The sequence below is a fragment of the Planococcus alkaliphilus genome, assembly GCF_057031095.1.
Genome location: NZ_CM168060.1, coordinates 741,304 through 765,756 on the forward strand (window position 1 = coordinate 741,304; position 24,453 = coordinate 765,756).

22 protein-coding genes and 2 pseudogenes are annotated in these 24,453 nt (G+C 46.1%); 12 read left to right on the forward strand and 12 right to left on the reverse strand.

Annotated features, from left to right (window positions below):
- The first annotated feature begins 297 nt into the window (after positions 1-297).
- On the forward strand, positions 298-2,568 hold the full coding sequence (locus tag AC2EXB_RS03880; protein WP_483603784.1) for an ATP-binding cassette domain-containing protein: 2,271 nt from the start codon (positions 298-300) through the stop codon (positions 2,566-2,568).
- 105 nt (positions 2,569-2,673) lie between these two features.
- On the opposite strand, the gene AC2EXB_RS03885 is transcribed toward AC2EXB_RS03880, so the two are convergent.
- From AC2EXB_RS03885 to AC2EXB_RS03900, 4 genes are all read right to left on the reverse strand, one after another.
- Positions 2,674-3,129: a hypothetical protein gene (locus AC2EXB_RS03885; RefSeq protein WP_483603786.1), complete on the reverse strand. Its 456-nt coding sequence runs from the start codon at positions 3,127-3,129 to the stop codon at positions 2,674-2,676.
- A 181-nt stretch (positions 3,130-3,310) separates the two neighbouring features.
- On the reverse strand, positions 3,311-4,039 hold the full coding sequence (locus AC2EXB_RS03890; protein ID WP_483603788.1) for a Fic/DOC family protein: 729 nt from the start codon (positions 4,037-4,039) through the stop codon (positions 3,311-3,313).
- A gap of 4 nt (positions 4,040-4,043) precedes the next feature.
- Positions 4,044-4,229, reverse strand: a complete 186-nt coding sequence (locus AC2EXB_RS03895) for an antitoxin VbhA family protein (RefSeq protein ID WP_483603790.1) — start codon at positions 4,227-4,229, stop codon at positions 4,044-4,046.
- Between the two features lie 156 nt (positions 4,230-4,385).
- Positions 4,386-5,399 carry an STAS domain-containing protein gene (locus AC2EXB_RS03900; protein ID WP_483603792.1) on the reverse strand — a complete coding sequence of 338 codons (1,014 nt, stop codon included), beginning with the start codon at positions 5,397-5,399 and terminating at the stop codon, positions 4,386-4,388.
- Positions 5,400-5,578: 179 nt separating this feature from the next.
- On the opposite strand from AC2EXB_RS03900, the gene AC2EXB_RS03905 reads away from it, so the two are divergent.
- The 3 genes from AC2EXB_RS03905 to AC2EXB_RS03915 all read left to right on the forward strand — a co-directional run bounded on the left by AC2EXB_RS03905 (position 5,579) and on the right by AC2EXB_RS03915 (position 8,684).
- Complete coding sequence (locus AC2EXB_RS03905) at positions 5,579-7,237, forward strand: SWIM zinc finger family protein (RefSeq protein ID WP_483603794.1); 1,659 nt, start codon at positions 5,579-5,581, stop codon at positions 7,235-7,237.
- Between the two features lie 67 nt (positions 7,238-7,304).
- Positions 7,305-7,976: a 5'-methylthioadenosine/S-adenosylhomocysteine nucleosidase family protein gene (locus AC2EXB_RS03910; RefSeq protein ID WP_483603796.1), complete on the forward strand. Its 672-nt coding sequence runs from the start codon at positions 7,305-7,307 to the stop codon at positions 7,974-7,976.
- A gap of 36 nt (positions 7,977-8,012) precedes the next feature.
- Complete coding sequence (locus tag AC2EXB_RS03915; protein ID WP_483603798.1) at positions 8,013-8,684, forward strand: Type 1 glutamine amidotransferase-like domain-containing protein; 672 nt, start codon at positions 8,013-8,015, stop codon at positions 8,682-8,684.
- On the opposite strand, the gene AC2EXB_RS03920 is transcribed toward AC2EXB_RS03915, so the two are convergent.
- The gene (locus AC2EXB_RS03920; RefSeq protein ID WP_483603800.1) at positions 8,676-9,356 is read right to left on the reverse strand and encodes a lysostaphin resistance A-like protein; all 681 of its coding nucleotides are present in this window, start codon (positions 9,354-9,356) and stop codon (positions 8,676-8,678) included. The two genes, AC2EXB_RS03915 and AC2EXB_RS03920, sit on opposite strands and share 9 nt — an antisense overlap.
- Before the next feature lies 1 nt (position 9,357).
- Complete coding sequence (locus tag AC2EXB_RS03925) at positions 9,358-9,540, reverse strand: hypothetical protein (protein ID WP_483603802.1); 183 nt, start codon at positions 9,538-9,540, stop codon at positions 9,358-9,360.
- A gap of 260 nt (positions 9,541-9,800) precedes the next feature.
- On the opposite strand from AC2EXB_RS03925, the gene AC2EXB_RS03930 reads away from it, so the two are divergent.
- Positions 9,801-10,151 carry a hypothetical protein gene (locus tag AC2EXB_RS03930; RefSeq protein ID WP_483603804.1) on the forward strand — a complete coding sequence of 117 codons (351 nt, stop codon included), beginning with the start codon at positions 9,801-9,803 and terminating at the stop codon, positions 10,149-10,151.
- Between the two features lie 44 nt (positions 10,152-10,195).
- On the opposite strand, the gene AC2EXB_RS03935 is transcribed toward AC2EXB_RS03930, so the two are convergent.
- The 3 genes from AC2EXB_RS03935 to AC2EXB_RS03945 form a co-directional block, all read right to left on the reverse strand.
- Complete coding sequence (locus tag AC2EXB_RS03935) at positions 10,196-11,188, reverse strand: MsnO8 family LLM class oxidoreductase (protein ID WP_483603805.1); 993 nt, start codon at positions 11,186-11,188, stop codon at positions 10,196-10,198.
- Between the two features lie 143 nt (positions 11,189-11,331).
- Positions 11,332-12,543 (reverse strand): EAL domain-containing protein, encoded by a 1,212-nt coding sequence (locus tag AC2EXB_RS03940; protein ID WP_483603807.1) that lies wholly within the window; start codon positions 12,541-12,543, stop codon positions 11,332-11,334.
- 130 nt (positions 12,544-12,673) lie between these two features.
- Positions 12,674-13,717, reverse strand: coding sequence for an aromatic acid exporter family protein (locus AC2EXB_RS03945; protein ID WP_483603809.1), 1,044 nt, complete (start codon positions 13,715-13,717; stop codon positions 12,674-12,676).
- 181 nt (positions 13,718-13,898) lie between these two features.
- Here AC2EXB_RS03945 and AC2EXB_RS03950 point away from each other — a divergent pair, with 181 nt between their 5' ends.
- The 4 genes from AC2EXB_RS03950 (at position 13,899) to AC2EXB_RS03965 (ending at position 17,542) form a co-directional block, all read left to right on the forward strand.
- Positions 13,899-14,699 (forward strand): ABC transporter ATP-binding protein, encoded by an 801-nt coding sequence (locus tag AC2EXB_RS03950; protein WP_483603811.1) that lies wholly within the window; start codon positions 13,899-13,901, stop codon positions 14,697-14,699.
- Positions 14,692-16,359, forward strand: coding sequence for a hypothetical protein (locus tag AC2EXB_RS03955; RefSeq protein ID WP_483603813.1), 1,668 nt, complete (start codon positions 14,692-14,694; stop codon positions 16,357-16,359). Before AC2EXB_RS03950 ends, AC2EXB_RS03955 begins: the two co-directional genes overlap by 8 nt.
- Before the next feature lie 130 nt (positions 16,360-16,489).
- Positions 16,490-17,041 carry a PadR family transcriptional regulator gene (locus AC2EXB_RS03960; RefSeq protein ID WP_483603815.1) on the forward strand — a complete coding sequence of 184 codons (552 nt, stop codon included), beginning with the start codon at positions 16,490-16,492 and terminating at the stop codon, positions 17,039-17,041.
- Between the two features lie 3 nt (positions 17,042-17,044).
- Positions 17,045-17,542, forward strand: coding sequence for a DUF4188 domain-containing protein (locus tag AC2EXB_RS03965; protein ID WP_483603817.1), 498 nt, complete (start codon positions 17,045-17,047; stop codon positions 17,540-17,542).
- Positions 17,543-17,786: 244 nt separating this feature from the next.
- Here AC2EXB_RS03965 and AC2EXB_RS03970 read toward each other — a convergent pair whose 3' ends face one another.
- Positions 17,787-19,319 (reverse strand): tetratricopeptide repeat protein, encoded by a 1,533-nt coding sequence (locus tag AC2EXB_RS03970; RefSeq protein WP_483603819.1) that lies wholly within the window; start codon positions 19,317-19,319, stop codon positions 17,787-17,789.
- 580 nt (positions 19,320-19,899) lie between these two features.
- Here AC2EXB_RS03970 and AC2EXB_RS03975 point away from each other — a divergent pair.
- Positions 19,900-20,145: pseudogene (locus AC2EXB_RS03975) on the forward strand (ISL3 family transposase); the annotation flags it as partial.
- A 54-nt stretch (positions 20,146-20,199) separates the two neighbouring features.
- On the opposite strand, the pseudogene AC2EXB_RS03980 reads toward AC2EXB_RS03975, so the two are convergent.
- Together AC2EXB_RS03980 and AC2EXB_RS03985 are read right to left on the reverse strand one after the other, a co-directional pair.
- A pseudogene (locus AC2EXB_RS03980) lies at positions 20,200-21,165 on the reverse strand (ISL3 family transposase); the annotation flags it as partial.
- Positions 21,166-21,338: 173 nt separating this feature from the next.
- Complete coding sequence (locus AC2EXB_RS03985) at positions 21,339-21,983, reverse strand: peptidoglycan-binding domain-containing protein (protein ID WP_483603821.1); 645 nt, start codon at positions 21,981-21,983, stop codon at positions 21,339-21,341.
- Between the two features lie 135 nt (positions 21,984-22,118).
- Between AC2EXB_RS03985 and AC2EXB_RS03990 the strand changes: the two genes are divergently transcribed.
- The gene (locus AC2EXB_RS03990; RefSeq protein ID WP_483603823.1) at positions 22,119-22,784 is read left to right on the forward strand and encodes a GNAT family N-acetyltransferase; all 666 of its coding nucleotides are present in this window, start codon (positions 22,119-22,121) and stop codon (positions 22,782-22,784) included.
- Positions 22,785-23,061: 277 nt separating this feature from the next.
- On the forward strand, positions 23,062-24,453 hold the full coding sequence (locus AC2EXB_RS03995) for a YfcC family protein (protein WP_052652767.1): 1,392 nt from the start codon (positions 23,062-23,064) through the stop codon (positions 24,451-24,453).

The window sequence follows — 24,453 nt, forward strand, 5'->3', positions numbered from 1 at the left end:
AATATTGTTCTAGAAAAAGCTGAATTCTAAAAGATTTTTATCATTAAGTTAAAAAATGAATAAGACCTGCCATCTGTTTTCGAGAGGCAGGTCTTATTTTCATCTTTGAGGTGATTAATAATCATTGATGAACTTCCGTGACCTATCTTGTCAATTTAATCCAATCTTCCCGCTTAACCGCCCATTCAACTGAAGAGCGGATTTTTTCATACCTATTTGTGTAACCCTCCCCAAAATAGGGAATCCTTTAAATTAGCAGGGAAATATCTTGGTCGAATTTAAAAGGAGGCTGTCCAAATGCCAGATAAAAGAGATGAAATCATTTTGCGGGGGCTCCGTGAAAATAATTTAAAAAATATCGATTTAAATATCCCGAAAGAAAAGATAAATGTGTTTACCGGGCTGTCCGGTTCAGGGAAAAGCTCGGTCGTCTTTGATACGCTGGCGACGGAAAGCAGACGGCAGATGACGTTGAATTATCCGCTTTATGTCCGGCACCAAATGCCGCGGTATGAGCGGCCAGAAGCGGATTTGATGCAGAATTTAAGTCCGGTGGTCGTGGTGGAACAGAAACCGGTCCGGGGCAATTCGCGTTCGACGGTGGGTACGTATACAGACATCGATCCGCTCGTCCGGCTCCTGTTCTCACGGATTGGCAGCCCGTCGATCGGCTCAGCGACTGAGTTTTCAAGTGACAGTTCGTTCGGGAAATGCCCGGAATGCAACGGATTCGGTGAAATCGTGGCGCCGGATGTCCATAAACTTATTGACCACTCAAAATCGCTGCGGGAGCGCGCGGTGAGATTCAAGCCGCTTGCCCCTCCCGGCTGGCAAGGCCGGTGGATGGTGGACGGCGGCTTGTTTGACCCGAATCTTCCTATCAAAGATTACCCGGAAGATCAATACAATCTGCTCGTCTATGGCCCAAAGGAAGGCGAACAGGCATTTAGCAGATACTACTACAAAGTGGGGAGCCGAAACATCGAATGGGACGGCATTCTGCCCCGGTTTATTCGTTTGTACATCAACCGGGATCTCACGAAGCTGAAAAACGTTTCCCAGGATGATGTGCTCGCAGTGACTTCCCATACGCCATGCCCGACTTGTGAAGGTTCAGGGTTAAATCCGAAAGTGCTGGAATCCAAAATCAATGACCTCAACATCGCGGATTATGCACGGCTGGAACTGACGGAACTGCTCGGGGAACTAGAAAACATAAAAGATCCGGTCGGCACATCGATTGCCGAACAAGCCTATCCGGGTGTCAAACAGCTGGTGGATCTCGGTTTGGGCTATTTGAGCCTTTCACGGAAAATGGGGACGTTGTCTGGCGGGGAAGCGCAGCGCGTAAAAATTGCCCGCCACCTCGGTAGCAGCTTGAACAACATCACGTATATTTTCGATGAACCGAGTGCCGGGCTTCATTCGGAAGAGATTGATATGCTGACGCATATGCTGGAAGATTTACGGGACAATTACAATACGGTTGTCGTGATCGAACATAATTTGGCGGTCATTAAAACGGCGGATGAAATCATCGAACTTGGTCCGAAAGCGGGCGTGGGCGGCGGCGAAGTGGTTTATCAAGGGGCGCAGGACGGCTTGAAAAAAGCTTCCGCCATCACCGATTTGGATCATAAAGTCATCATCAACAAAAATCCGCGAAAGGCGGACGGGCACTTCTCCATCAAAAATACCTCGGCCAATAACTTGAAGGATGTCAGCGTGGAAATTCCGAAAAACGTGCTGGTTTCGGTATGCGGGGTTTCCGGTTCCGGCAAAAGTTCGCTGCTGTTCGGCGCATTTGCGGACAACTACCCTGAAACCATCGCGGTGAATCAAGGCAGCATCGGCACGTCCAGCCGTTCGACACTTGCAACGTACATGGGCATCATGGATGACATCCGGTCGATTCTGGCAAAAGAAACCGGACAGCCGGTGGGCTTGTTCAGCTTTAATTCGCTCGGTGCTTGTCCGGTCTGCGGAGGAAAAGGCGTCACTACGCCAGACGTGGCATTTGCGGATCCCGTGACGGTCACCTGTGAAGCCTGCAAAGGAACGCGGTATTCCGATGAAGCCTTGTCGCATCGTTACTTAGGAAAAAATATCGTGGAAATATTAGAGTTGTCGATCGAAGAAACCAATCAGTATTTGAAAATGCCGAAAATCATCAAGAAAGTGGATACGCTAAAAGACGTTGGCTTAGGCTACCTGACACTCGGACAGACGACCAGTTCACTCAGCGGGGGCGAAGTGCAACGCCTCAAACTCGCCAGCCACTTGAAAAAAGAAGGACAGATCTATTTGCTGGATGAGCCGTCACTCGGTCTGCACACAAAGGATAATGCGCTTCTACTAGATGTTTTCCAAGGACTCGTCGACAAAGGAAATTCGGTCATCCTCATTGAACACAACCTGAACTTTATCGCTGCGAGCGATTGGGTCATCGAAATGGGCCCAGGCGGCGGGAAAAGGGGCGGCGAAGTCTTGTTTGAAGGAACACCGGAAGAGATGTTAGAGGCTGGTACGTTGACGGCGAAGTGGTTGAAGAAGGGTGTGAAGGGGTGAAAGCTTTTTATTTAACTCTCTCTAGATCAACCATATAGAAAAACCTCCCCAAGCTTGGGGAGGTTTTTTCCTTGGCTTATTTCCTTATCTAAAGTAAACCACTATTCACTGATGAACTTCCGTGATCTCTTTCATCAACTCGATCCAGTCTTCCCGCTTAAAGTCGTACAGGTCCAGTTCGATTTTGCGCAGAACCAAATGGATGCTGTCGAACTGTTCATTTGACCGGAATCGCCACCAGCTTTTCACGGTCGGCGCTTTAACGCCTGGCGCGTAGTACATCAATGTACGTTCAGGGTTGACGATATCTTCTACCCGGTCCGCGTCCAAGTAATCGTGCGGGAAATCGATATAGAGGCCAAGGGCTGCTTTATGGGGCGTGATGTACCCAATTTTATACAGGGAATCCCGGTCCTTCTTTTCAAGGGAATCATTCCAAGGCACCGGTTTGCTGCTGGCAATCAAAAATCGGCCGTCCTCTTGCTGTTCAATCGTGCAATTCGGTAGGCTGTTAAATACTTCAAGCACTTCGCCCATTTGTTTCGTTACGGATTTGTTCACGTTGCCACTCCTTCAATTAAACTATTCGTCCTATCATAGTTCAAAACCTCATTACTGTAAATACGAATCCTATTTTCTACTTGCATCATTAGCGGCTCTCGACCGAAATGATCCGCTTGATTGAAATGAAAAATCGTCCCGCTTTCAGTTACTGAAAGCGGGGCGATTTGGATAAGAATGATTAATCGATTTTGTCCATATCTGGATTTGTAGTAAAAGGTTTTTCTTCATAGTTTGATACATCATAATCGCGGATTGATTGATATTTTTCTTGACTCAAGTCATCAGAAATCGATTGATGAGTTATAGAGAGCCCTAAAGCATCGGTAATGATGCGTTTTAAGTGTTCAGGTTCTGAGGCTTCTTCAACTGCAGCCAGCACTAACGCATTTCTTAAATATCCTGCATTTTGAGAAAGTAATTGTTCATTAAATTCAATGCTGTTATCATCTGCAAATAATTTCATGAAGATTGAAACCGTACGAGTATTTCCTTCTCTAAAAGGATGGATTCGCCAAAGGTCAGTCATAAGTTTTGTGAAATGATTGGCTAATTGAGTATTGGTCGACGTCCACTCGATAGTATTTATCCAATGGAAAATATTAGCCAATTCAGTTTGGATTATATTCTTGGTACTATAAGCGATTGATAAACCATTTAAAAAGCGTTCACTTTTGTAAATATCTATAGTACGAAACTCTCCAGCCCACACATAAAGTTCTTGAAAAAGATAGTGATGAATTGTTTGGATACTTGTGAAATCACGGAAGTTAATTTTAGCTGTAATAGATTGTATATCTACAATTCCAGCGATCAATAATTGAGCTTCGATAGTTACCAATTCCTGCTCATTTTGAATACCGAGTTTATTTATTAATGTAGTGGATTGTGGATAAACGTAAGGATCCATAAAATTATTGAGAGACCTTGGTATATTTGTCGATTATGGCTTTTTTGAATTGGCTTTCTGAAACTTCACCGTTTTCATATTGCTTTAATAAGTTTTGCGTAAAGACAGTGGGTTCTCCACCATCAATAGCAGCCATTCCAACTGCAAAGCGAATTTTCTTTTGACGTTCTAAACGTGAGTTTGAATTCATGGTTACCACCCCTTTACTTATTCTCTCAATTATATCATGGAATTTAGAAAGTCTACGGGAATAGAGATTTCCAACCATATGTGAATTCTTTGATTTAAGAAAATGTTACCCCCGCTTTTGCAGAACAGCACCTTTATTTTGGAATGAAGGCATATCTTATGAAATGGTTCGTCCGCTTTTGCCGAGCGCATAATAGATTCCGTGCTGCAGGCTTTTCAGGCATTCGAAGTTTTTTAAGTCGTTGCCGGATTGGGAAATCACCATCGCAAGTTCCGGCGACACGCCGACCAATATCGTTTCGATGCCGAGCAGGCGGGCAGAAGCGCCGAGTTTATCGATCAGCCGGGCAGTGTGTTCAGAAATGTGTTTGTGCAGGCCGGTCAGATCAAGCAAGAGATAATGCGCCCGGTGTTTCGGCAATTCACTCAAAGTGTTAAGGATCAAATCTTCCGAACGGTCTTCATCGTAGTTGCCGATCATCGGCACGACCACGATATTTTCCAATACCGGGATGATCGGCGACGAAATTTCTTTCACCAAATTCTGCAGCATCTTCGTTTTCTCATCGACCATTCGCTCGAGTTCTTGAATCTTTAAAGCTTCCTGTCTTCTGGACATTTCGTGGATGTTCGATTGCACGGTGATGTCGGAAGGATAGTATTCAACGATGCTGTAGGCATTTTCTTCATTCTGATATTGGACGGTTTTATACCAGAAGTTCGTGCCGAAAAGGCCGGTGAATACGCCGGCATAGTGGGCAGGAACAAATATGCCATCGAGGCCTTTCTGTTTTTGCTGGTTCATTTTAAATTCCCAGTCATCCTGTAGATGAAGGGTGAAATGTTTCGTTTCTTCGTCTATCTTCACAATTTTGGCTTTCCCCCATCCGGCGGAAGCATATGTATTGGCCAACCATTCGACTACATTGGACGTGTTGATATTTTTCATGTGCAAAAACCCTTCGCCAACGACGACGCCTTGGCGGAAACCGGTCGTTTCCAACACGAGTTTTGTTGCTTCCGTCCCTGCTATTTCCCGGATGGAGTCAAAGAAGGTTTCCATGGCTGAAATCCAAAAGAACACGACATCTCCGCCATCGAATAATACTTCCGCTGTCTCCAAATCCCATTTCAAATCCACATCGCCGACTGTAATTTGTTTTTTCGTCATCTTAAGTATTCCTCCGATTCACTGGCTATTCTCATTAGTTAAAGAACACTGATTATAAGTTCTGTATGTTATTCCCTAAGCTGCAGAAAACTATGCACCATAAAATAAAAAATGTTTTGAATAAAGGGCTATTCAACCTGAATACTGCGCAGGTTATAATCAACCCAGGGGGGATTCTCATGAATTTAAATAATTTGAAAACGATGGTGCCCGCAAAGCTTTATCAGCGTGGCCTAGATTATTTTAAACAGGATTTCGTCGAGCAATTGACGGAAGATGCACCGAATCGCTGGCATGCACTTGTGGCGGGGACACGGGATTACGAAGTATCGATTCATTTGAAGAAAGACGGGACGATTGTGGGCTCTTACTGTACGTGTCCCTTTGAATCCGATTCACTGTGCAAGCATGAAGTGGCGGTCTGCCTGGCAATCTGTTCACATAAAAAAGAAAGCGGTCCAGCTGAAGTGGATATACGGACGCAATTAAAAGGGCTGAAAAAAGCGGAGCTGCTTGAAATTCTGGAAGAACTGATGGAGAAGCAGCCATCCGCCAGACTTTATTTGACAGAGAAGTTTGCGAGCCCTGATGGCATGGACGAAGAAAAGGCGCGCCGGTTGATACGGAAATCAGCTGATCGCGCAAGCCGCAGGGGATTTATCGAATGGGATCGGACGGATCAGGCTCTCGAAGGCGCTTCGGAAGTCCTTGAATACGTGGACGGATTGGGCTTGCCGGATGATGCTGAAAGGATCATCCGCCTCAGTTTGATCGTCATCCAGGAATGTACGAAAATGCTGCAATTTGCAGATGATTCATCGGGTGACATCAGTGCAGCGGTTTATGAAAGCTTAGCGAATATTGATGAAACAATGGAGCACTGGCCGGAAGAAGTGGATGGAGCAACTGTGGATACGATGCTTGAACTGCTTTATCCGCATGTCCTGTTTTCACTCGAACAGGACATAACGGACGCGGCGAGCGATCTCGTAGAAGCGGTTCTGCAATGGAATGAAAGAGGCGACTTCACCGAGAAGCTATACAATTTCATTTCTGAGATCATTGCCAGCAATGAGATGCAAAACAAGACGTACCGCTACATGGAAGAGAGGTTCCTTATGTACCAGCTGGCGATTTTGCAGCAACAGGGCAAACAGGAGTTGGTCGAAGCATTCTACACGAAGTACCGGCACTTTCCAGCCGTTCGAAAAGCACAGTCATTGCAGGCGCTGTATGCCAATGAATTTGAGAAAGTGATCCGGTTGTGCAGCGAATCAGAACAACTGGACACGAACCTAGCCGGGCTTCTGCACGAATGGAAAAAGATTCGCTTTGCAGCATACGAAGGTTTGGGCAGAACGGCGGACATGATCGACCTCAGCTTTGAATTCGCACTTCAAGGAGAAGAATCGTATTACATTAAATTGAAAAGTTTGGTGGATCCAGAGAAGTGGCCGGAGAAGTTGGAAGCGCTCCTTGCCGAGATGAAAAAAAGTCCGCGGAGTCTGCCTTTGTATCTCGAAATTCTGATTGAGGAAAAGAGGCTGGAGGAGCTTCTGGATTATTGCCGGACGAATGTCTCTGCAATCGAAAATCTGTATCCGCACCTGCTCGCCGATTATCCGCATGAGGTGAATGAAATCTATACGGCTTATATTTACCGCTCGATTGAACGGGCTTCCAACCGTAAAGCTTATTGGAGTGCCTGCCAAAAAATCAAAGATTACCAACAGGCGCTGGGAGCTGAAGCTGCGGCTGGGCTGATTGAAGAACTGAAGTTCATGTATCCGAAACGTACAGCGCTGCTGGATGAGTTGGGGAAGATCCAGAAGAGCTAGTTTTGTCGCTCTTTAAAAATTGAAAGAATTAATCGGGCATTCTTTATGAAGCGAGGTAAATAAGTCAATGATCGGAATAAGCATAGCGACGAAATGGGAATATGAAGCGACATTGGAATACTTTAATGTAAAGGATAATGAACGTTTTAATTATCCATACGGGGAGTATTTCAAGAGGACTGTAAACGGGGCTGAACTAGTTTTTTACAGGACGGGTGTAAGAAAGGTGAATGGTGTTGGCGGTACGCAGTACATGATTTCTAAATTCAATTTAACCAAAGTCATCGTTGCTGGAACTTGTGCTGGAATAGATGATCAGTTTAACAGTTTGGATATTATTGTGCCGAATCAAGCGGTTCAGTATGATTGTACAGTAAAAGAAATAGAACCTTTTATTAAACCATCTTTTATCGTCGATATTGATTTGTCTGAGTATGGAAATGATTTTTATACCGGAACAATCGGCACCGCGGATAAAGCGGTCGTGATGTGGAAAGATTATTTGGAACTGATCGAACACGGCATCACCATAGCGGACACCGAATCGGGTGCAATTGCTTATATCTGCAAGAAGAATGATGTCGAGTGCATCATCATCAAAGGAATCTCTGATTTTCCAACTGAAGAAAGCAATGACGAGAAATTCGAATCAAATGCGGAACAAATGAATATCTACATAGAAAACACGCCTAAAGTGATGCGTAAAATATTTGATGGCTATTTACATTGCTTTATTTAAATGAATTCGAAGTTCATAGAAAGAAAGGGGGGCAATATGAAAACACATTATTATTTAGGATGGTTCACTCAATTCTTCCCAGAACAACTCGGGAAGTGGATACAGAAGGATATTACGGACAGGAAGTCGCTTGTGATGATCAGCGGAAATCCTTGGCTTGATGAGGAAGACGGAGCTGCGGAACTTTCGTGGCTAGTTCATGAAGGGATCCGATTTGAAGAATATCATCGGGTCCACTCTCAAGTGCCGGTGGATGAGGCTCATACTTTGCTTCAGAATGCTTCCGTCATTTTCTTGTTGGGCGGCGATACACTTGAACAAAACCGCTTTTTGGCAGACTATGAACTAGCGGATGCGATCCGGAAAAGCGAGGCTGTTGTGCTCGGAGCGAGCGCTGGTGCGATTAATATGTCAGCGAAATGGCTTTGCTCAAGAAATTTTGGATTCGAAGTAGAGGAGAGCTCCGTTTACGATGGCGTGGGTCTTGGCGATTTTTCAGTCCTGTCCCATTTTGATCTCGAAAATAATATGGACATGGTTCAAAAAGAGCTTTCCCGTTTATCCGAAGAAATGAACGTTTACGCGTCGAATAAGGACTGCGGCATTCGGGTTGAAGGAGACAGAATCGATATCTTCGGCGATGTGTATTTGATTTCGCGTTCGGAGATTCGGAAACTGGATGAAACGTCTGAATCAAAGCTATTTTAATATTTTACATAGGAACACCCACAATCTCCTGATTGCGGGTGTTTTTTTATCCATTAAACGCTTCCTGCTTTTATTCAAATCCCGAGCGAGCCAAAGGATAAAGAGAAGCAGCAGCGCCGAGCTGATAATTAGCGTAATAAGGTTTGGCACAGCTTTTGTATTCAAGTCGTTTACGCTCGTCACCACCAGCCATTCTGGAAAAGAAGGGTCGACGACGTATTGGAAAACAGAGAGGACGTTGTTGAACAGGTGGAGCAGAATCGGCACCAGCAGTGTGCCAGTTTTTAAATACAGGAGGGAAGCCGCTACTGCAAATAGGAAGGCACCGAAGATATTGATGTGGAACGCGCTGAAAATGAGGCTGGATAAGCCGACGCCTTTCCATAAGCCGAGCGATGCAACGAGTCGGTGCATGAGCACGCCGCGGAAAACGAATTCTTCTGCAATCGGTGCGATGACCGCGATGATGAAACCGTTCGCTGCCAGATACCAGAACCCGCCGGGGAGCGGTTGCAGTGTGAGCGTGATTTCCACTGTGGCTGGTGAGACGGACACGAGCCCAAGCAGCATTAGCCAGTAGCCGCTGATGGAAAATGCCAGGACGAGCAAGGTGAGTCCAGCTATAGGCAGAAGCCAGCGCGCAGTGCCGGTGAAGAAAAAGATTCGGCGCACTTTAATGCCGTACTTTCGGAAATAGGAGCTGCAAATCCAAAGGGGCAGGACGGTAGAATGCCAGGAGAAAAACAATAAACTGAAGATAGGCGTTGCCCGTGGCTTGCAGCAAGAGAGAAGTCGAAACGATGGCAGCGACCGTCATAATGCCGATAACAAACCGTGAGCACATTTCTTCAAACATTTGCATCGCCGCCTTCCGGAGGATTTTATTGTTGTACTTCCACTTCATCATATCATCTAAATCAAAATAATATCAAAATATTCAGATAACTATAGATTTTCAAAACGACGAGGCGTATACTGGTTACGAAAATAATTGCACCTTGGCGCGGATTACGAAAAAAGGAGGGAAGTAGACCAGGAAGAGAAGAATCGCAGCGTTTATTGTCAGCAGTTTGAAATCCTTTTACAGACGACTTAACTGGAGAAGAGGAAAAAACGATGCTTTACAATATTGTGTTGTTTCTCCATATTACGGGTGCAGTAATCATGTTTATGGCGATTGCGATTTTGGCTTTGTCGATGCTTTCCATGCTGCAATCGAAAGACACGGAAAATGTGAAACGGTGGTCGGGCCTTGCGGTGAAAACGGATGTCTTGTTTCCGATGAGCACCCTGTTGATCATCGTGCCGGCTTTGTACCTTGTCTTTTCTACTTGGGGCTGGGGCACGGCATGGATCAACGTCTCTTTGGCAGCACTTCTTGGCGCGAGCTTTTTAGGTCCGGTCATCAATCTTCGCCGGCTAAAAGGGATACTGGCTACTGCTGAAGCGGATGTGGTATCATTTTAATAAAAAGCCGTATCCTTTGAGGGATACGGCTTTTGTCTGTTTTATTAAAGTAAATGCTTCGCCAGCAACCGGTAAGCATCCAAGCGCTTTTCCTGCGAATGCGGGATGCTGCAGATCATCGCTTCTTCAAAGCCGTATTGCTGCTGTTCTTGCTGCAATTGGTCCGCGACGTCTTTTGCGGAGCCGACTAAATGGATGCTGCGGCTCGCCTGGATTTGCATGCGGTCCATTTCCGTGAGTGCCGAATTCTGCGCTTCTTCCGGTGTCATGAGCGGCATGATGCGCCCTTTCATTAACATCAAGCGCGAAATGTCCTGCGGCAAGGCTTCGTATTCCGCTTCTTCTGCGGTTTCAGCGGTTGTCACTAAATACGAAACGGAGATTTCCGGTTTTTCCATGAAAGCGGAAGGGACGAAATTCGCCCGGTACGAATCCAAAATGTCTTTCGTCATGCCGCCGGTGAAGAACTGGGCAAACGAATAGCCGACGCCCATTCTTCCTGCTTCGTATGCGCTATTGCCGCTTGAACCCAGCAGCCACGCTTCCGGCAGCTGGATATGCGTCGGGGAAGCGATGGTTTTATTGTAGATGCTGCTTTCCGGCACTTCGTCGTTGATCAGTTTCAGCGCCGTGTCGAATTTCCCGTACATATCATCGGTCATGGCCCGGCGTCCTTGGGACAAGGCATAGATCGAACTATGGTCGCCGCCCGGTGCGCGTCCGACCCCAAAATCGATGCGGCCTGGCGCGAGTGCGCTCAATGTTTTAAAGACTTCCGCCAGTTTTAAAGGCGAATAATGCATCATCATGACGCCGCCTGTGCCGATGCGGATCCGTTCCGTTTTCGCGCTTAAGTAAGCGGCCGTGACTTCAGGGGCGGAGCTTGAAAACGCACCCGAGCCGTGGTGTTCCGCCATCCACATGCGCGTGTAGCCTAACTCGTCGGCGAGAACCGCGAGTTCCACCGCTTTTTTCATCGCTGCTTCTGCTGTATTTCCTGCTGTGACAGGTGCTTGGTCCAATACACTTAATTTCATCTATCTAACTTCCTTCCTTATATGGCAAGTTTGCATAATAAGGAGTATAGCAGTCTGTCATGGTGAAATCACTTTATCTGTTTGGACATCAAAAAGCCATTCCACAAGCGGTCTTGATGACCTGACGGAATGGCTTTTGTCATTTATTGAAACAGTAAATAGTCTTTATCGTTGATATAAGAAGGGCTGATATCGACGAATAGGAAATACTGGTCCGGCAGCGGATAGCTGAAGGTGCGGATCATTTCGCCGGTTTCGATATCCGAATACGTATCGGATAGGATGCCGTGGTGCAACGTTCGCATGCGCATCGTATTCTCTAAGAAATACGGACGGAAAGCCCAGTGGGAGCCTTTCTGGTGAGGTTCGACTTCCCAACGCTCTTCGTGTTTTCGGAAATTGGAAGACACTTGCTGGCCTTCGCTGTCACAGATGTACATCCGGAAACTTTCTTCATGGAAAGGCGCAGTGATATTCTCGATAAAGCGGTCGGCTTCAGGTTCTCCATGCCACTCCGGAATCGCCTTTTTCACTTTGGCTTCGCAGAGGGACGAAAACGTCAGCCGGGCTTCGATGAGCGATTTCTCACGTTTGACGAATTCCTGTATATGCGCCCGCGTGTCGATGGCCAAGGAATCGGCCAACTCAAAATCCGGTTTCGCTAAATAAAATCCTTGGTAAAAGCGTCCGCCGTTTTTCCAGGCAAATTGCAGCTGGTGGCTGTCTTCGATAGTTTCATACAGGAACACCGACCCGATCCGGCGCGCCAAAACCGTCAGCGAATAAATGATGTCTTGAAAAACGGCAGGATTGTTGTTGCGGATCAGCCCCGTATCGATTTTGAAGATATGCGGCTTCAATTGGCGGATGCGGTCGATGTTGGAGCTTTTGGCCCCGACGTGATCGACGGCGATTTTGATGCCGTACGTTTTATAGTAGAGAAGCAAGTGGTTCAAGACATCGAAATCCTCTTCAAAATCGTGCTCTGTGATTTCCAGCACAATCCGTTCCATCGAAAATCCCCTTTCTTCGAGCTGCCGCAACGTATGCAAGAAATCTTCTCCGCCGTTGACCAGCAGCTGCTTGGCGTTCCGGTTGATGAAGAGGAGACCGGAGTTGTCCGTCCCAAGCATCTCCGTTACCGCTTTTTGCAGAAGATCTTGATCGACTTCAATTTTAAATTCATCCGGAACATCCGGATCATGAAAGAAATCGCCCAGGCTTATCCAAGTGCCATCGTCTTCAAACCGGCCGAGCACTTCGTAGCCGATGACCTTGTGCTTCTCGGCACTCACAATCGGCTGGAAGGCAGGCTTCGCTTTATGTAGATTTTCAAGTATAAATAACGGATCCATTGCGGGACCTCCTTTGTATCGTCACGAATATTTAAATAGTTTAGCTGAATTGAAGGAATTGTTCAAATACACATGTGGATAATAGAAAACGGCCGTACCGGAAATTACCAGTGCGGCCGATTCTTATTTTTCATTCCGCTTCTGCCGCTGCCTTCGTCGTACCCGGATTGAAAAACTTGTCCACCAGATCGTAAATCATGATGAGCTCATACAGGATCTTGAACTCCGGCGGAAACAGGGTAGGGTGGAGCGTATCGCTTGTCGAAGCGCTTTTGCTGTCGTCCCAGAAGAAATCGGTAATGATTTTTAACTGCTGCTGATGCTTTTCGTGATTGTAGCTCGTGGAATTCTGCAAGTCGTCCGCAAGTTCTGCCACGGCATGCATAATGATGTTCCGCTCCGCCGGCGTCCACTTTAAATGGTCCGACGGGATCCGAAGCAGCGCGTCCAAATGGAATTCGAGGTTATGTAAAAACAGCAATTGCCGTTCCGCCATCTGAAGTTCCGTTTGCCGGTTTCGGACTTTTGCGTACAAACTGAAATCGTCCCGCTGAAAATGAATCAGCTTTTCGGTCTTTTGGATTTCCGTAGTCAGCCGCTTCACCAGCTCTTTGTCTTCCGGAAGATTCGCATCGCCTTCAAAAAGAGTCGTATGGAAAGTGTGTTCGAGCATTCTTCCGGCATGTGCACTGATGCGCTGGATGCTTTTTAGAATGTCCCGCTGGTAGTTCGGCGGGAAAATGAGCATATTCACAGCCGTGGAAACCAGCAGCCCGATCGTCGTGGTACCGAGGCGAATAAAGAAGGCGATCAAGACATGGTCATGGATGACTTCAATCATCGCGACGGCTGTCAATGTAGCTACGAGCAAGCCGTCATGCAGCTTCAGTCTGGAACAGACCAAAATCGTTGCAACGGCAGCGAGCGCATACGTAATCGGAGAATTCCCGAACAAGGTGATGAACAGAACCGCAAAAGCGGAACCGATCGCCGAAGCAGGGAATCGGACAAGTCCTTTTTTAATGGAATCGCTGACGGTCGGCTCGATTGTCACAATCGCTGTAATGACCGCAAAGACAGGCGGCCAGCCGAACCATTCGCAAATGATGGCCGTTAAAAAAATGGCGATCCCGGTTTTTAAAATCCGGCTGCCATTGAAATGAAAGGGGCGCATAAGATTTTGACCACCTCTCCTTTTCTAAGAAATTTTACCGAAGTATAGTATATCATCCATTACAAGTCGAACTCTACGAGAATTTTATCTGCGGGCTATTTTCTTCGAATTTAAAACTAACTCCCAATTTAACCCAATTAAATGTTAGAATAAACACACAATTAATTTATGGGGTGTTTAAATGGAGGCAGGAAACGACAATGTATTATCGATCAAGAATTTAACGATGAGCTATGGCAGCAAGAATGTATTGAATGGCATCAATCTTGAAGTGAAGAAAGGCGAGATCATTGGATACATCGGACCAAACGGGGCTGGAAAGAGTTCCACCGTCAAAATCATGCTTGGGCTGATTGATGATTACGGGGGAGATGTGGTGATTTTCGGGCACAATATTTCAACCGGCGATCCGTCGTATAAAAGGAAGATCGGCTACGTGCCGGAAAATGCGGAAGCTTACGACAACCTGACAGCGATGGAGTATTTGATCTTTACTGGAGAGCTGTACGGCATGGAACGGGACGTCGCAGAGATGAAGGCAGAGCGGCTGCTCGAGCAATTCGAATTGCAGGATGCCCGCCATTCGAGGCTTTCTTCTTTTTCAAAAGGCATGAAGCAAAAAGTGCTGATTACGGCGAGCCTCCTGCATGACCCGGATTTGCTGTTTTGGGATGAACCGCTCAGCGGACTGGATGCCAACAGCATGATGGTCATTCAGGAAATCTTGGCGCAGCTCGCAGCTCAAGGGAAAACGATCTTTTATTCCTCGCATATTATGGACTTGGTGGAGAAGATCAGCAACCGCATTGTCCTTTTGGTCAAAGGGGAAGTGGTGGCGGATGCGACGTTTGAAGAGCTGAAGGAAATGAGCGAGGAAGGTTCGCTTTCCGGGATCTTCAATCAATTGACGGGCTTTACGGAGCACCGCAGCAAAGCCCGCGACTTTGTATCGATTGTGCAGGGTGGCCAAACCGATGCGTGAATTCCAATCCTTGAAGGTCCTTTCGGTATTTAGGGGGATTTTCACGCGGCTCGGTGTGGATTACGCGGTGATGGAGAAAATCCTGCAAATCAAATTGACGATGGACGAACGGCGCGTACCGACGATTTTCAACGATACCGGCAAGAAAAAAGAAGGCAATCAATTCCTGAAGTCGCTTTGGGTGTACGGCTTATACGGATTGATCCTCATTCCATTTTTGTTGATCGGTGAAAATTACATCTTTCAGATGAGCCTCGCTTTTGGCATGATTCTCTTCATTTTGATGACATCGATGATTTCCGATTTTTCGGCTGTGCTATTAGATGTCCGGGATAAAAACATCATCCAGACAAAGCCGGTTACGAGAAGGACGATTGCTGCGGCGAAGATCGTCCATATCATGATCTACATAGCATTTGTGACTGGAGCTTTTACGGCCATTCCGTTCGTTGTCGGATTGGTTAATCATGGCTTTTTCTTCGCGGTGATCTTCCTGGTTGAATTAATATTGACCGTATTGTTGGTCGTCGTCCTTACTTCGTTATTGTATTTGGTAATTTTGCGGTTCTTCGATGGAGACAAGCTCAAAGACATCATCAATTATGTGCAGATTTTGTTGTCAGTCGGCGTAGTGGTCGGCTATCAAGTATTGATCCGGGCATTTGATTTTGTGGATTTGAATTTGGCGTATTCGTTTAGCTGGTGGCATTTGCTCATTCCGCCCATTTGGTACGGTGCCCCTTTTGAAGTGTTTTTAAATGGCAATTCCGCAAATTATTTGATTGTTTTTACGGTACTTGCCTTACTAGTGCCGGTGGTCGCCATCTGGCTCTATGCCAAGTTGATGCCTTCGTTTGAACGCAATTTGGAGAAATTGTTGAGCGATACGAAAAAACGGAAAAAGAAAAAGAATTGGGTGGATGAAATCGGAGCCAAGCTCTTATGCCGTTCGAAAGAAGAACGGATCTTTTTCCGGTTTGCTGCATCGATGATGAAGAAGGAACGGGAGTTTAAATTGAAAGTTTTTCCGGCGCTTGGCATGTCGCTGTTCTTTCCGTTTCTTTTCATCTTCACCTATCCGAGAGAAGGCGGTTTGGAAGAAATTTCAGGCGGAAGTATGTTCTTATTCGTCTATTTCTGCAACTTCATGATCCCGAGCCTTGTCAACATGCTTCGGTTTTCGGAAGGCTATAAAGGGGGCTGGCTATTCAGAGCAGCACCGATTGTAAAAACCTCTCGTGCTTATAGCGGGGCAATAAAAGCCTTTTTTGTGAAGTTGTATTTGCCGGTTTTTCTGGTAGTTTCTATTCTTTTTGTCTGGATTTTTTCGGCGCGAATTTTCTCGGATCTTGCAGCCGTCATGCTTGGCGGCCTCTTGCAAACTTTGATTACGCATAAAGTGGTGACGGAAGACGAATTTCCGTTTTCTGCATCGTTTGAATTTGCCCAGGAAGCCGGGACGGGAAAAATGCTCGTTCTCACACTGATGACTTTCGGTTTTGTACTGGCCCACTTTATCGCCACGGCAACTACGTGGGGAATTTATGTATACCTGGTTATTTTATTGGCAGCGCTTTGGCTTCTTTGGAAGCAGGTGTTTCCAGAGAATAAAATACGAAGCCATGAGAGCTCGGAGCTTTCATTGGATCAGCAAGAATAAAGAAGTGGAGAAAGAACACATCGATAAAGGTGTGTTCTTTTTTATTTTTATCAAAAAAGTATTTCAATTCTGTCAATTAAGAGTTATCGTATATCTAATAGATATATATCTTTTAGATAGGGTGAATGAGTTGAAGAATTATAATAATACGACGTATGCGATTCTTGGGATATTAACGACGGATTGCAGGTCGGGCTATGCCATCAAGCAAATGATTGACCGAAGCCTGAACCATTTTTGGAAAATCAGCTATGGCCAAATTTATCCGACGTTGAAGCTGATTGTGGAGGAAGGCCTGGTAACCGTCAGTGCATCGTCCGAAGATTCGAAGCAAGGCAAAAATGAATACGAGCTGACGCCTAAAGGAAAAGAAGTGCTGAAAACTTGGCTTGAAGAACCGATTGAGCAAATTCCGGTGGAGCGGAATGAAATTTTGCTGAAGCTGTTTTTCGGCAGCCACCAGTCGAAAGAAACAACCACTGATCAGTTGGAGGAATACAAGGCAAAGCTGGAAACCCGCTACACGGCGTATACCGGAATTGAAGAGATGCTGCAAAATAATTATGGGGAAGGAGAGGACACGAAGTATTGGCTTTTCACCTTGGATTACGGAAAGCGAACGACAAAAGCGGCAATCGAATGGTGCACCGTGACGCTTGAAGCGATTTCGAAGGAGGAATAAGAAATGGGCAAAGAAGTTTTCCCCGGACGTTTCACGACCGAAAACAATGAAAACATCGTCGTCTTTCTAATTGGCATGCGGATCAACAAACGGCGCGCAGTGAATAAATGGCTCCCGGTTTTTAACGCCATGCCCGGGATGATCAAAGAGCTCTATACCCATAAGGAAGAGCTTGGGTTCATCTCAATGGAAAATTATTTCGGCCTAAGAAGTACCGTCATGATCCAATACTGGCGCTCGACTGAAGACCTCATGGCGTATGCTAAAAACGACAAACACTTGGCTGCATGGAAAAACTTCAACAAAAAAATCGGCAATAACGACGCGGTCGGCATCTATCACGAAACTTATGAAGTGCCGGCAGGAAATTACGAATCCCTTTATGGGAATATGCCGCTCTACGGATTAGGAAAAGCATTAAACCACATTCCGATCACGGCAGCACGCGGTTCAGCGCGAAAGCGGTTTGACAGTGGGAAATTGAAGCAGGCGGATGTTTAATAGAAAAGCCAATCTATAAAAAAGCTTGCCTTCAAAGAGACAAGCTTTTTCCAGGTTGTCGAGAAACTAGTTGGATGAGCGCATCGACTTCTTAAATTCGCACTGCAGCGCTATGGACTTGCCCAAGATATAAAGCAAAATACGGAGAGGATGTTTCTTGAATAAAACCTTTTACATTTCTATTTTTTTCAGAACACTTAAAAAAGCTTCCGCACACACAAATGCGGAAGTTTTTGTTTATAAATCAACTAGCTGCTGGAAACTCGTTCTCCATTTTCTCCGTTACTTCCTCTAAAATGGTCTCATTGTAAATCAGTTCTTCGTCCAAAAGAATTTCATAGCCTTCCTGCAGGGAAGGGGAGTTGATCAATCCGTAAGCTTCTAAGTATGCCTCCAGCTCGTAAGCGTATGAGGCGTCAATGGCTTCTTCATCCGCTTGCTCAATCAATTCCAACGATTTCTTAGGATCGATGAGTACATAAAATTCGGCAAGTGTCATCAAATCGTCCGTCCGGTATTGCGGGCCGCTTGTTTCCAACCGTTTTTCCATAAAGGCAATCGCTTCATCCAGTTGGTCCTGCATGAGGTAAAGGTCTGTCTGCATCCAAGCGAGCCGAGCCAGCTCTTCGTCAGAAGCTTCTGCAGACAGCTCATCAATCAGCCTTTGTGCTTCTTTATAGTTTTTATTTTCCAGCGCTTTATAGGCTGCGTCGTATGCTTCAGACTCCGCTTTGCTTTCTGCGATCAGGTCATCCAGAAACGTTTTTTGGAAGTCAGCGAGCTTCATCTCCGCTGTTTCTTCCAGCATTTTATAAAATTCGCTTGGCATTTTCGCTGCGAGGAACGATTGCAATTGGTCTTCGCCATACGCATGGGCAAGCGATTCGACCGCGAGTAGACTTTGGACGTAAGGGTCGAAATCGCGGGTGTACGTATCGTGGAACGTGAAGTTGTGGTCCATGAGATGAAAATCAATGGCTTCCACTTCCTCTATTTCATACCAGTCGCTGCTTTCGCCTGCCAAGTATTCAGCGGTTCCTTCTTCAAACCAAGCCGGCAGACGTGTTTCCGACAAGCCTTGTTCCGTGGAGTACAGATGGCTTTGATGATGGGTGTATTCGTGAAGCAGCGTCACGTCCCATGAATACTCGTCCGGAACGAGATGAATTTCCTGCGTGTAGTAATCATAATAGCCCAGCGCGTCTTGAATGCCGGAGGCTTCAGACAATGTGTCGAAATCATCATGGAAGACAATCGTCAGCTCGCCTTTGCTTTTATTGCCGAAAAACGCATCAATCCGCTCTTTTTCCTGGCTGAGGAGTGCATCGACTTTATCGATTTCATCTTCTGTAGCAGTCGTATACGAATATGAAATGCCGTTTTTCTCGATTGTGCCGACGACGTTTTGGGAAGAAGCGCTGTTAAAAAAGGATAAAGCCAAAGTTTGTGTTTTTTCTGCCGCTGTAAAATCTTTCGTCAGATCTTTCGCTTCGATCAAGGTATTGGCGAGTGCAAACAGGCCAACCGCTGAACTGAAGTAGACCGTCAAAATCAGCAGGCTGGCAACTTCCATCCGGTTAGCCAAACGCAGCTTGGCGAGCTGGCCGGTGTGGAGGCCATAGAGGCTCAGGGCTACTACCGCTAAACAAAAAATGAGCAGCACCAAAGCAAGGAACAGTCCGAGGATCAACCCTTGGCTAAAGATGAGCCAATAACTGCCGATGCTGATGCCGGTGAATAAAATCAGTAAAACGAATGCTTTTGCCAGAAACTTCATGTTGTTCTCTACTTTCTATAGGAAATTCAAACTGAATAGATGCCGGATGATAGGAACAGAATGCTCACGGAACAGCGATCTAACTTTAACCATAGCATGGATGAATATGAATATTCTTCTATTAAGTTTTCTATAGATTGACATTTATATGTGATGGAATGTATCACTTTTTTATAAGCATTTAGTCCTTATTTATCACGAAAGACCGCTATAAAAATGAAGAATTGCTTTCGATTTGTTTACAAACGTTTTAGGGATTGCTATAGTGGGCATTAATAGATTTTTACAGAAAATTGAAAACATTGGATTTTGAATGGGTCTGCAAATGAAAGGAGTTTTTCTTATGGAAAATGCTATCGACATTGCGTTTATCCTGCTGCCTATTGTCATCGTCGGGGCCATTGCGCTCTTTATGATTCAAAGCCTCAAAGCGAAGCAAAAAAAGGGGACACTCGGCAACAAAAAAACAGCAGAAGCTCAAACCTGGCTTAACAGCTTGATTCCGCTCGGCCTGGTTTTTGGAAGCACTGGCGGTGTACTTTTCAGTCTCTTTTCCCCCGTATTCATGGGGACAGCCGAATTTTATCGGCTGGTGGAACAAGCGGGCATTCCCGAGTTCCAGAAAGCCATGGGCACCTTCCGAAACTGGCAGACGGAAATCTTGAACAGCTTCTCGTTCAAGTATTCCAATGGTTTCTTGGAAGGCATCAATAACCTGACAAAAGTGATTAAGCGGAACGCGTTCGGCTTTCAGAATTTCGAACGCGCCCGCGCCAAAATACTACTGACACACAAGTATAAGAATATGGGAGTTCACGTTGGTTAGAGTGAGGAAGATTTCACCTCACCCCAACATTTGACGGAGAACCTAAAATTCCAGCAACGCTTCTTTGGTCTTGAGGATTTCCTCGGGATCTCTTTTTTTGCTTGCCTGAAACCACCTGCAATACGCTTCCTTCAGTTCGTATGCTCGTTTGAGCTCCTCATCCATTTCAAGATACCGCTTCAAGTACCAACGGTCCTTTTCGGTTAACTTCTCACTGTTTTTGTAAAAGACGTAGCGCATCCGTTTGCCTTTTTTGCGGTCATAGTCGTTCCAACTTTTCTGCACGCGTCTGCGGACCGCGTCCAGCGCCCAGTAAATGTACCGGCAGAAGTGGAAGCGATCGGCGATGATCACCGGTTTGCCGAGTGCTTTTTTGACCGCGGCTTTAAAGGAATGGCTCATGTCCATGACGACGATTTCCACCGCAGCTCCGTGCTGTTGGAGATACTGTTTGATCGTCTCTTTTTTCCGGTTGGGCAGGATATCGATCGGTTCTCTCGTTTCGCCATCGGCGATAATCAGTTGGTACTTTCCTTCGCGGGTGTCGCCTTTGTATTCGTCGATGGCGATCACACGCGGTAATTTTGCGGTTTCAGTAACTTCCTGGAGCGCCACCAGATCGAAACGCCGAACGATGGTCGAAGCGGAAGCGCCGTATTGTCCGGCCACTTCCTTGAACGTTTTCGCCTTGACGCTGCGCACATGAACCGCTTGGTTCCACTCTTTTGAGAACCGTTGATAGCGGCCGATGAATGAATTCTGTTCGGCGAATTTCTTGCCGCACGCCCCGCATACGTAGCGTCTCTTCTTATAGAAAAGGTAAGTCTGGCGTTCAAACCATTTCAGGTGTTTGATCTTTTGGATCCGGTAATCGTGGACACGCCGGGTCTTCTCCTGGCAACGCGGGCAACGGTGTGCCTTCACTTCCAACTCCACATGCAGGGCCACCCGGTCCTCCACTTGTTCCATCTTCATGATTTTCACATCTTCTAATCCGGGAAATTTCATGGTAAAATTCAAGTGCACGCATCTCCTCTTCTTTACTTGTTATTCGACATTTCAAGTATAAAAGAATTTGGAGATTGCGTGTCTTTTTTTGGGCCGAATTGTTTCAACACCCCAACAATTAGTGTAGAACCTGAATAAAACAGGAACAAGCCCGTCCGATTTTGCTGGACGGGCTTGTTTTAATGTTACCGATATTCTGCGTATAGCGCTGCCCATGTATAGGTGCCGACTACGCCATCGACTTTCAAACCTTTAGCGGCTTGATACTTTAAAACGTTTTGTTTGGTCTTTGGCCCGAAGATGCCATCGACCGTAGTGGGCAGTCCATATTCATTCAGAGTCCATTGAAGCAGTTGGACTTCAATGCGTTTGCTTCCTTCACGCAGGATAAACTGATGCTCCGGCGCAATGTCCATCAAGTTCCGGAGTTTCGCCGGCAGTTCACCGTCCGGCTCTGCAGGTTTCTCATGTTCCGCATAAAGTGCGGCCCATGTGTACATGCCGACGATGCCATCGGCTTTCAAGCCTTTTTCCGCTTGGTATTTCCGGACATTCGCTAAAGTTTTTTTGCCGAAAATGCCATCAACCTCTGTTTTTAATCCGTAATGATTCAAAGTCCATTGGAGGAGTTTCACTTCAATCCGTTTGCTTCCTTTACGCAGGGAAAACTGATGCTCCGGGGCAATTTTCATGAGATTTGCCAAGTTGGCTGGCAGCTTGTTTTCCTGGACAGCAGTGGTGTGGCTGGTTGCTTCCGCTGGTTGAATAGCTATGGGAGATGCGGCCAATAATCCGAATGCCAGCAACGCGGGAATCCATTTTTTCTTCACGGTTGATTCCTCCTGGATTTTATTTAGTTATCTGTATACCCGGATCATTCAGAATCGAAACGATGAGTGATGGCTTTAATTTACTTATTTTTTATTTCCTTCATAATGAAAACAAACGTTTCTGGAGGGAGAGCCATGTACGAAAAAAAGCAATACGTTTTTGAAGGTGAAAAGCCTGTAGCAGCAGTGGTCCGCAATTACAGCCGGACTGATTTTCCCGAATTGATCGCAATCCAGCAGGAAAGTTTTCCGCCGCCGTTTCCGTCGGAGCTCTGGTGGAGTGAGGAGCAACTGGCGAATCACGTGGCATTGTATCCGGAAGGGGCCATCTGCGTGGAAATCGATGGGGAACTTGCCGGATCGATTACGGCGCTGCTGACGGATTTTGATCCGGCGCACCCTGAACATACGTGGGAAGAAGCGACGGACAACGGTTTTATCCGTAACCATAAGCCGGACGGCAAGACGCTTTATGTCGTCGATATTTGCATTCGCCCAAAATTCCGTTCGCTGAAGCTAGGCCATCTGTTGATGCAAGCTTTATATGAACGCACTGTGCAGGACGGGTTGGAGCGCGTGCTTGGAGGCGGCAGGATGCCGGGCTACCGCCGCTACGCCGATAAACTTACGGCCGAACAATACGCAAAAAGCGTAATCGAAGGGAAATTGAAAGACCCGGTCATTTCGTTTTTGCTTCGCTGCGGAAGGACGCCGGTGACAGTCGTCCCGAATTATTTGGAAGATGATGAATCTAGAGGGTATGCATTGTTGATGGAGTGGAAGAATCCTTTTTGGGAATAAGTATTGTAGAAGAAATGCATTTCCTCGAGTCACTCCATCTGACAAAAAGATTGGACAGTTTTCTGTCCAATCTTTTTTTTTGCACTTGCCAAAGCAGAGCAGATGCTTATCTTGAATTATTAGAAAAATCCGTAAATACGTTTGACATGGTAAATATGGATTGTTAAAATTATTATTGGAAAATAATGAAAATAAAAAGAAATCGGTATATGGGATTACAGGCGAGGAAAGTCAATCTTTCTTCTCGAAAGTATTGATTTCAAAAGGAGAAGGAGATATGGAAAAAGTGAAGAAAAGGCGTTTTGAAATGCCGGATGCATTTGTCATCATCTTTGCAATTTTATTGCTGGCGGTTCTTTTGACTTACATTGTACCTGCTGGAGAATTTCAGCGGGAAGAAGTGGATGGCCGCAATATTGTAATAGAAGGAACTTATGAACGCATCGAGAACGATCCAACGACGCTGCTGTCGATTTTCACTTCGATTCAGCAAGGCTTGGTCGATTCGGCGCCGATTATTTTTATGGTGTTGATCATTGGCGGAGCAGTCGGCGTGATTGACCACACCGGAGCGATCAATTCGGGCGTCAACGCATTGATTGGCCGCGCGAAAAACCAGAAATACGTGCTGGTTGCTGCGTTTATCATGATTTTCGCTGTGATGGATTTTGTCGGCATTAGCGGAAATGCCATTATTGCTTTTATTCCGATTGGGATTATTTTAGCCAGGGCACTGAAACTGGATCCGATCATCGGTGTCGCGATGGTGTATCTCGGGCAGTACGTCGGCGTTGCAACGGGGACGTTCGATCCGGTCATCACGGGGCTTGCTCAATCGATTGCGGAATTGCCGCTGTTTTCTGGCTGGCACTTGCGGCTGACAGCCTTCTTTATTTTGTTGGTTATTACGATGACGTACATATTGCTTTATGTAAAACGCATCAGCAAAGATCCGTCTAAGAGCATCATCAAGTTTTCGGAGACGGATGGAACAGATCAACCAAAAGTGGAAGAATTCGGGCCGTTTACCGGCCGCCACAAATTGGTGCTTCTCACATCATTATTATTTATGGCATTTTTCATTTACGGGGTGTTCCAGTTTGAATGGAGTACGAACGAATTGGCCGGAATTTTCATCATGATGTCGATTGCGGCAGCGATTGTCGGGCGCCTCAGAATGAACGAATACGTACAAGTCTTCATCAAAGGGGCTCAAGGAATTGTCTACGGAGCGCTCGTTATTGGACTGGCACGAGCGGTCGTAATTGTCCTCGAGAACGGCAAAGTGCTTGATACGATCGTCAATGCAGCCTTTATCCCGATGGCGGAGCTTCCGCTGTTTCTCGCAGCAATCGCCATGTTCATCTTCAATTTGCTGTTCAATCTGATCATCACATCGGGCACGGGCCAAGCTGCGATCGTCATGCCGTTCATGGTGCCGCTTGCAGATATGCTGGATATTACACGGCAGACAGCCGTCCTTGCCTTTAAACTTGGTGACGGTACGACAAATATCATTGCGCCGACTTCCGGAATTTTGATGGCGGTTCTCGCTGTCGGGAAAATTCCATATTCAAAATGGTTTAAGTTTGTCTTGCCGCTTATGCTGCTGTGGACAGTTGTCGGCATCGCTATGGTCGGCATTGCCGTCCTTACCGGCTATCAATAA

What these genes read in the sequence shown, in the direction of transcription:
- AC2EXB_RS03940 (WP_483603807.1), bottom strand. Translation starts at nt 12,543, where the DNA reads ATGGATCCGTTATTTATACTTGAAAATCTACATAAAGCGAAGCCTGCC.
- AC2EXB_RS03910 (WP_483603796.1), top strand. Translation starts at nt 7,305, where the DNA reads ATGATCGGAATAAGCATAGCGACGAAATGGGAATATGAAGCGACATTG.
- AC2EXB_RS03935 (WP_483603805.1), bottom strand. Translation starts at nt 11,188, where the DNA reads ATGAAATTAAGTGTATTGGACCAAGCACCTGTCACAGCAGGAAATACA.
- AC2EXB_RS03900 (WP_483603792.1), bottom strand. Translation starts at nt 5,399, where the DNA reads ATGACGAAAAAACAAATTACAGTCGGCGATGTGGATTTGAAATGGGAT.
- AC2EXB_RS03965 (WP_483603817.1), top strand. Translation starts at nt 17,045, where the DNA reads ATGGGCAAAGAAGTTTTCCCCGGACGTTTCACGACCGAAAACAATGAA.
- AC2EXB_RS03890 (WP_483603788.1), bottom strand. Translation starts at nt 4,039, where the DNA reads ATGGATCCTTACGTTTATCCACAATCCACTACATTAATAAATAAACTC.
- AC2EXB_RS03970 (WP_483603819.1), bottom strand. Translation starts at nt 19,319, where the DNA reads ATGAAGTTTCTGGCAAAAGCATTCGTTTTACTGATTTTATTCACCGGC.
- AC2EXB_RS03990 (WP_483603823.1), top strand. Translation starts at nt 22,119, where the DNA reads ATGTACGAAAAAAAGCAATACGTTTTTGAAGGTGAAAAGCCTGTAGCA.
- AC2EXB_RS03895 (WP_483603790.1), bottom strand. Translation starts at nt 4,229, where the DNA reads ATGAATTCAAACTCACGTTTAGAACGTCAAAAGAAAATTCGCTTTGCA.
- AC2EXB_RS03945 (WP_483603809.1), bottom strand. Translation starts at nt 13,717, where the DNA reads ATGCGCCCCTTTCATTTCAATGGCAGCCGGATTTTAAAAACCGGGATC.
- AC2EXB_RS03880 (WP_483603784.1), top strand. Translation starts at nt 298, where the DNA reads ATGCCAGATAAAAGAGATGAAATCATTTTGCGGGGGCTCCGTGAAAAT.
- AC2EXB_RS03915 (WP_483603798.1), top strand. Translation starts at nt 8,013, where the DNA reads ATGAAAACACATTATTATTTAGGATGGTTCACTCAATTCTTCCCAGAA.
- AC2EXB_RS03950 (WP_483603811.1), top strand. Translation starts at nt 13,899, where the DNA reads ATGGAGGCAGGAAACGACAATGTATTATCGATCAAGAATTTAACGATG.
- AC2EXB_RS03995 (WP_052652767.1), top strand. Translation starts at nt 23,062, where the DNA reads ATGGAAAAAGTGAAGAAAAGGCGTTTTGAAATGCCGGATGCATTTGTC.
- AC2EXB_RS03930 (WP_483603804.1), top strand. Translation starts at nt 9,801, where the DNA reads ATGCTTTACAATATTGTGTTGTTTCTCCATATTACGGGTGCAGTAATC.
- AC2EXB_RS03955 (WP_483603813.1), top strand. Translation starts at nt 14,692, where the DNA reads ATGCGTGAATTCCAATCCTTGAAGGTCCTTTCGGTATTTAGGGGGATT.
- AC2EXB_RS03905 (WP_483603794.1), top strand. Translation starts at nt 5,579, where the DNA reads ATGAATTTAAATAATTTGAAAACGATGGTGCCCGCAAAGCTTTATCAG.
- AC2EXB_RS03925 (WP_483603802.1), bottom strand. Translation starts at nt 9,540, where the DNA reads ATGTTTGAAGAAATGTGCTCACGGTTTGTTATCGGCATTATGACGGTC.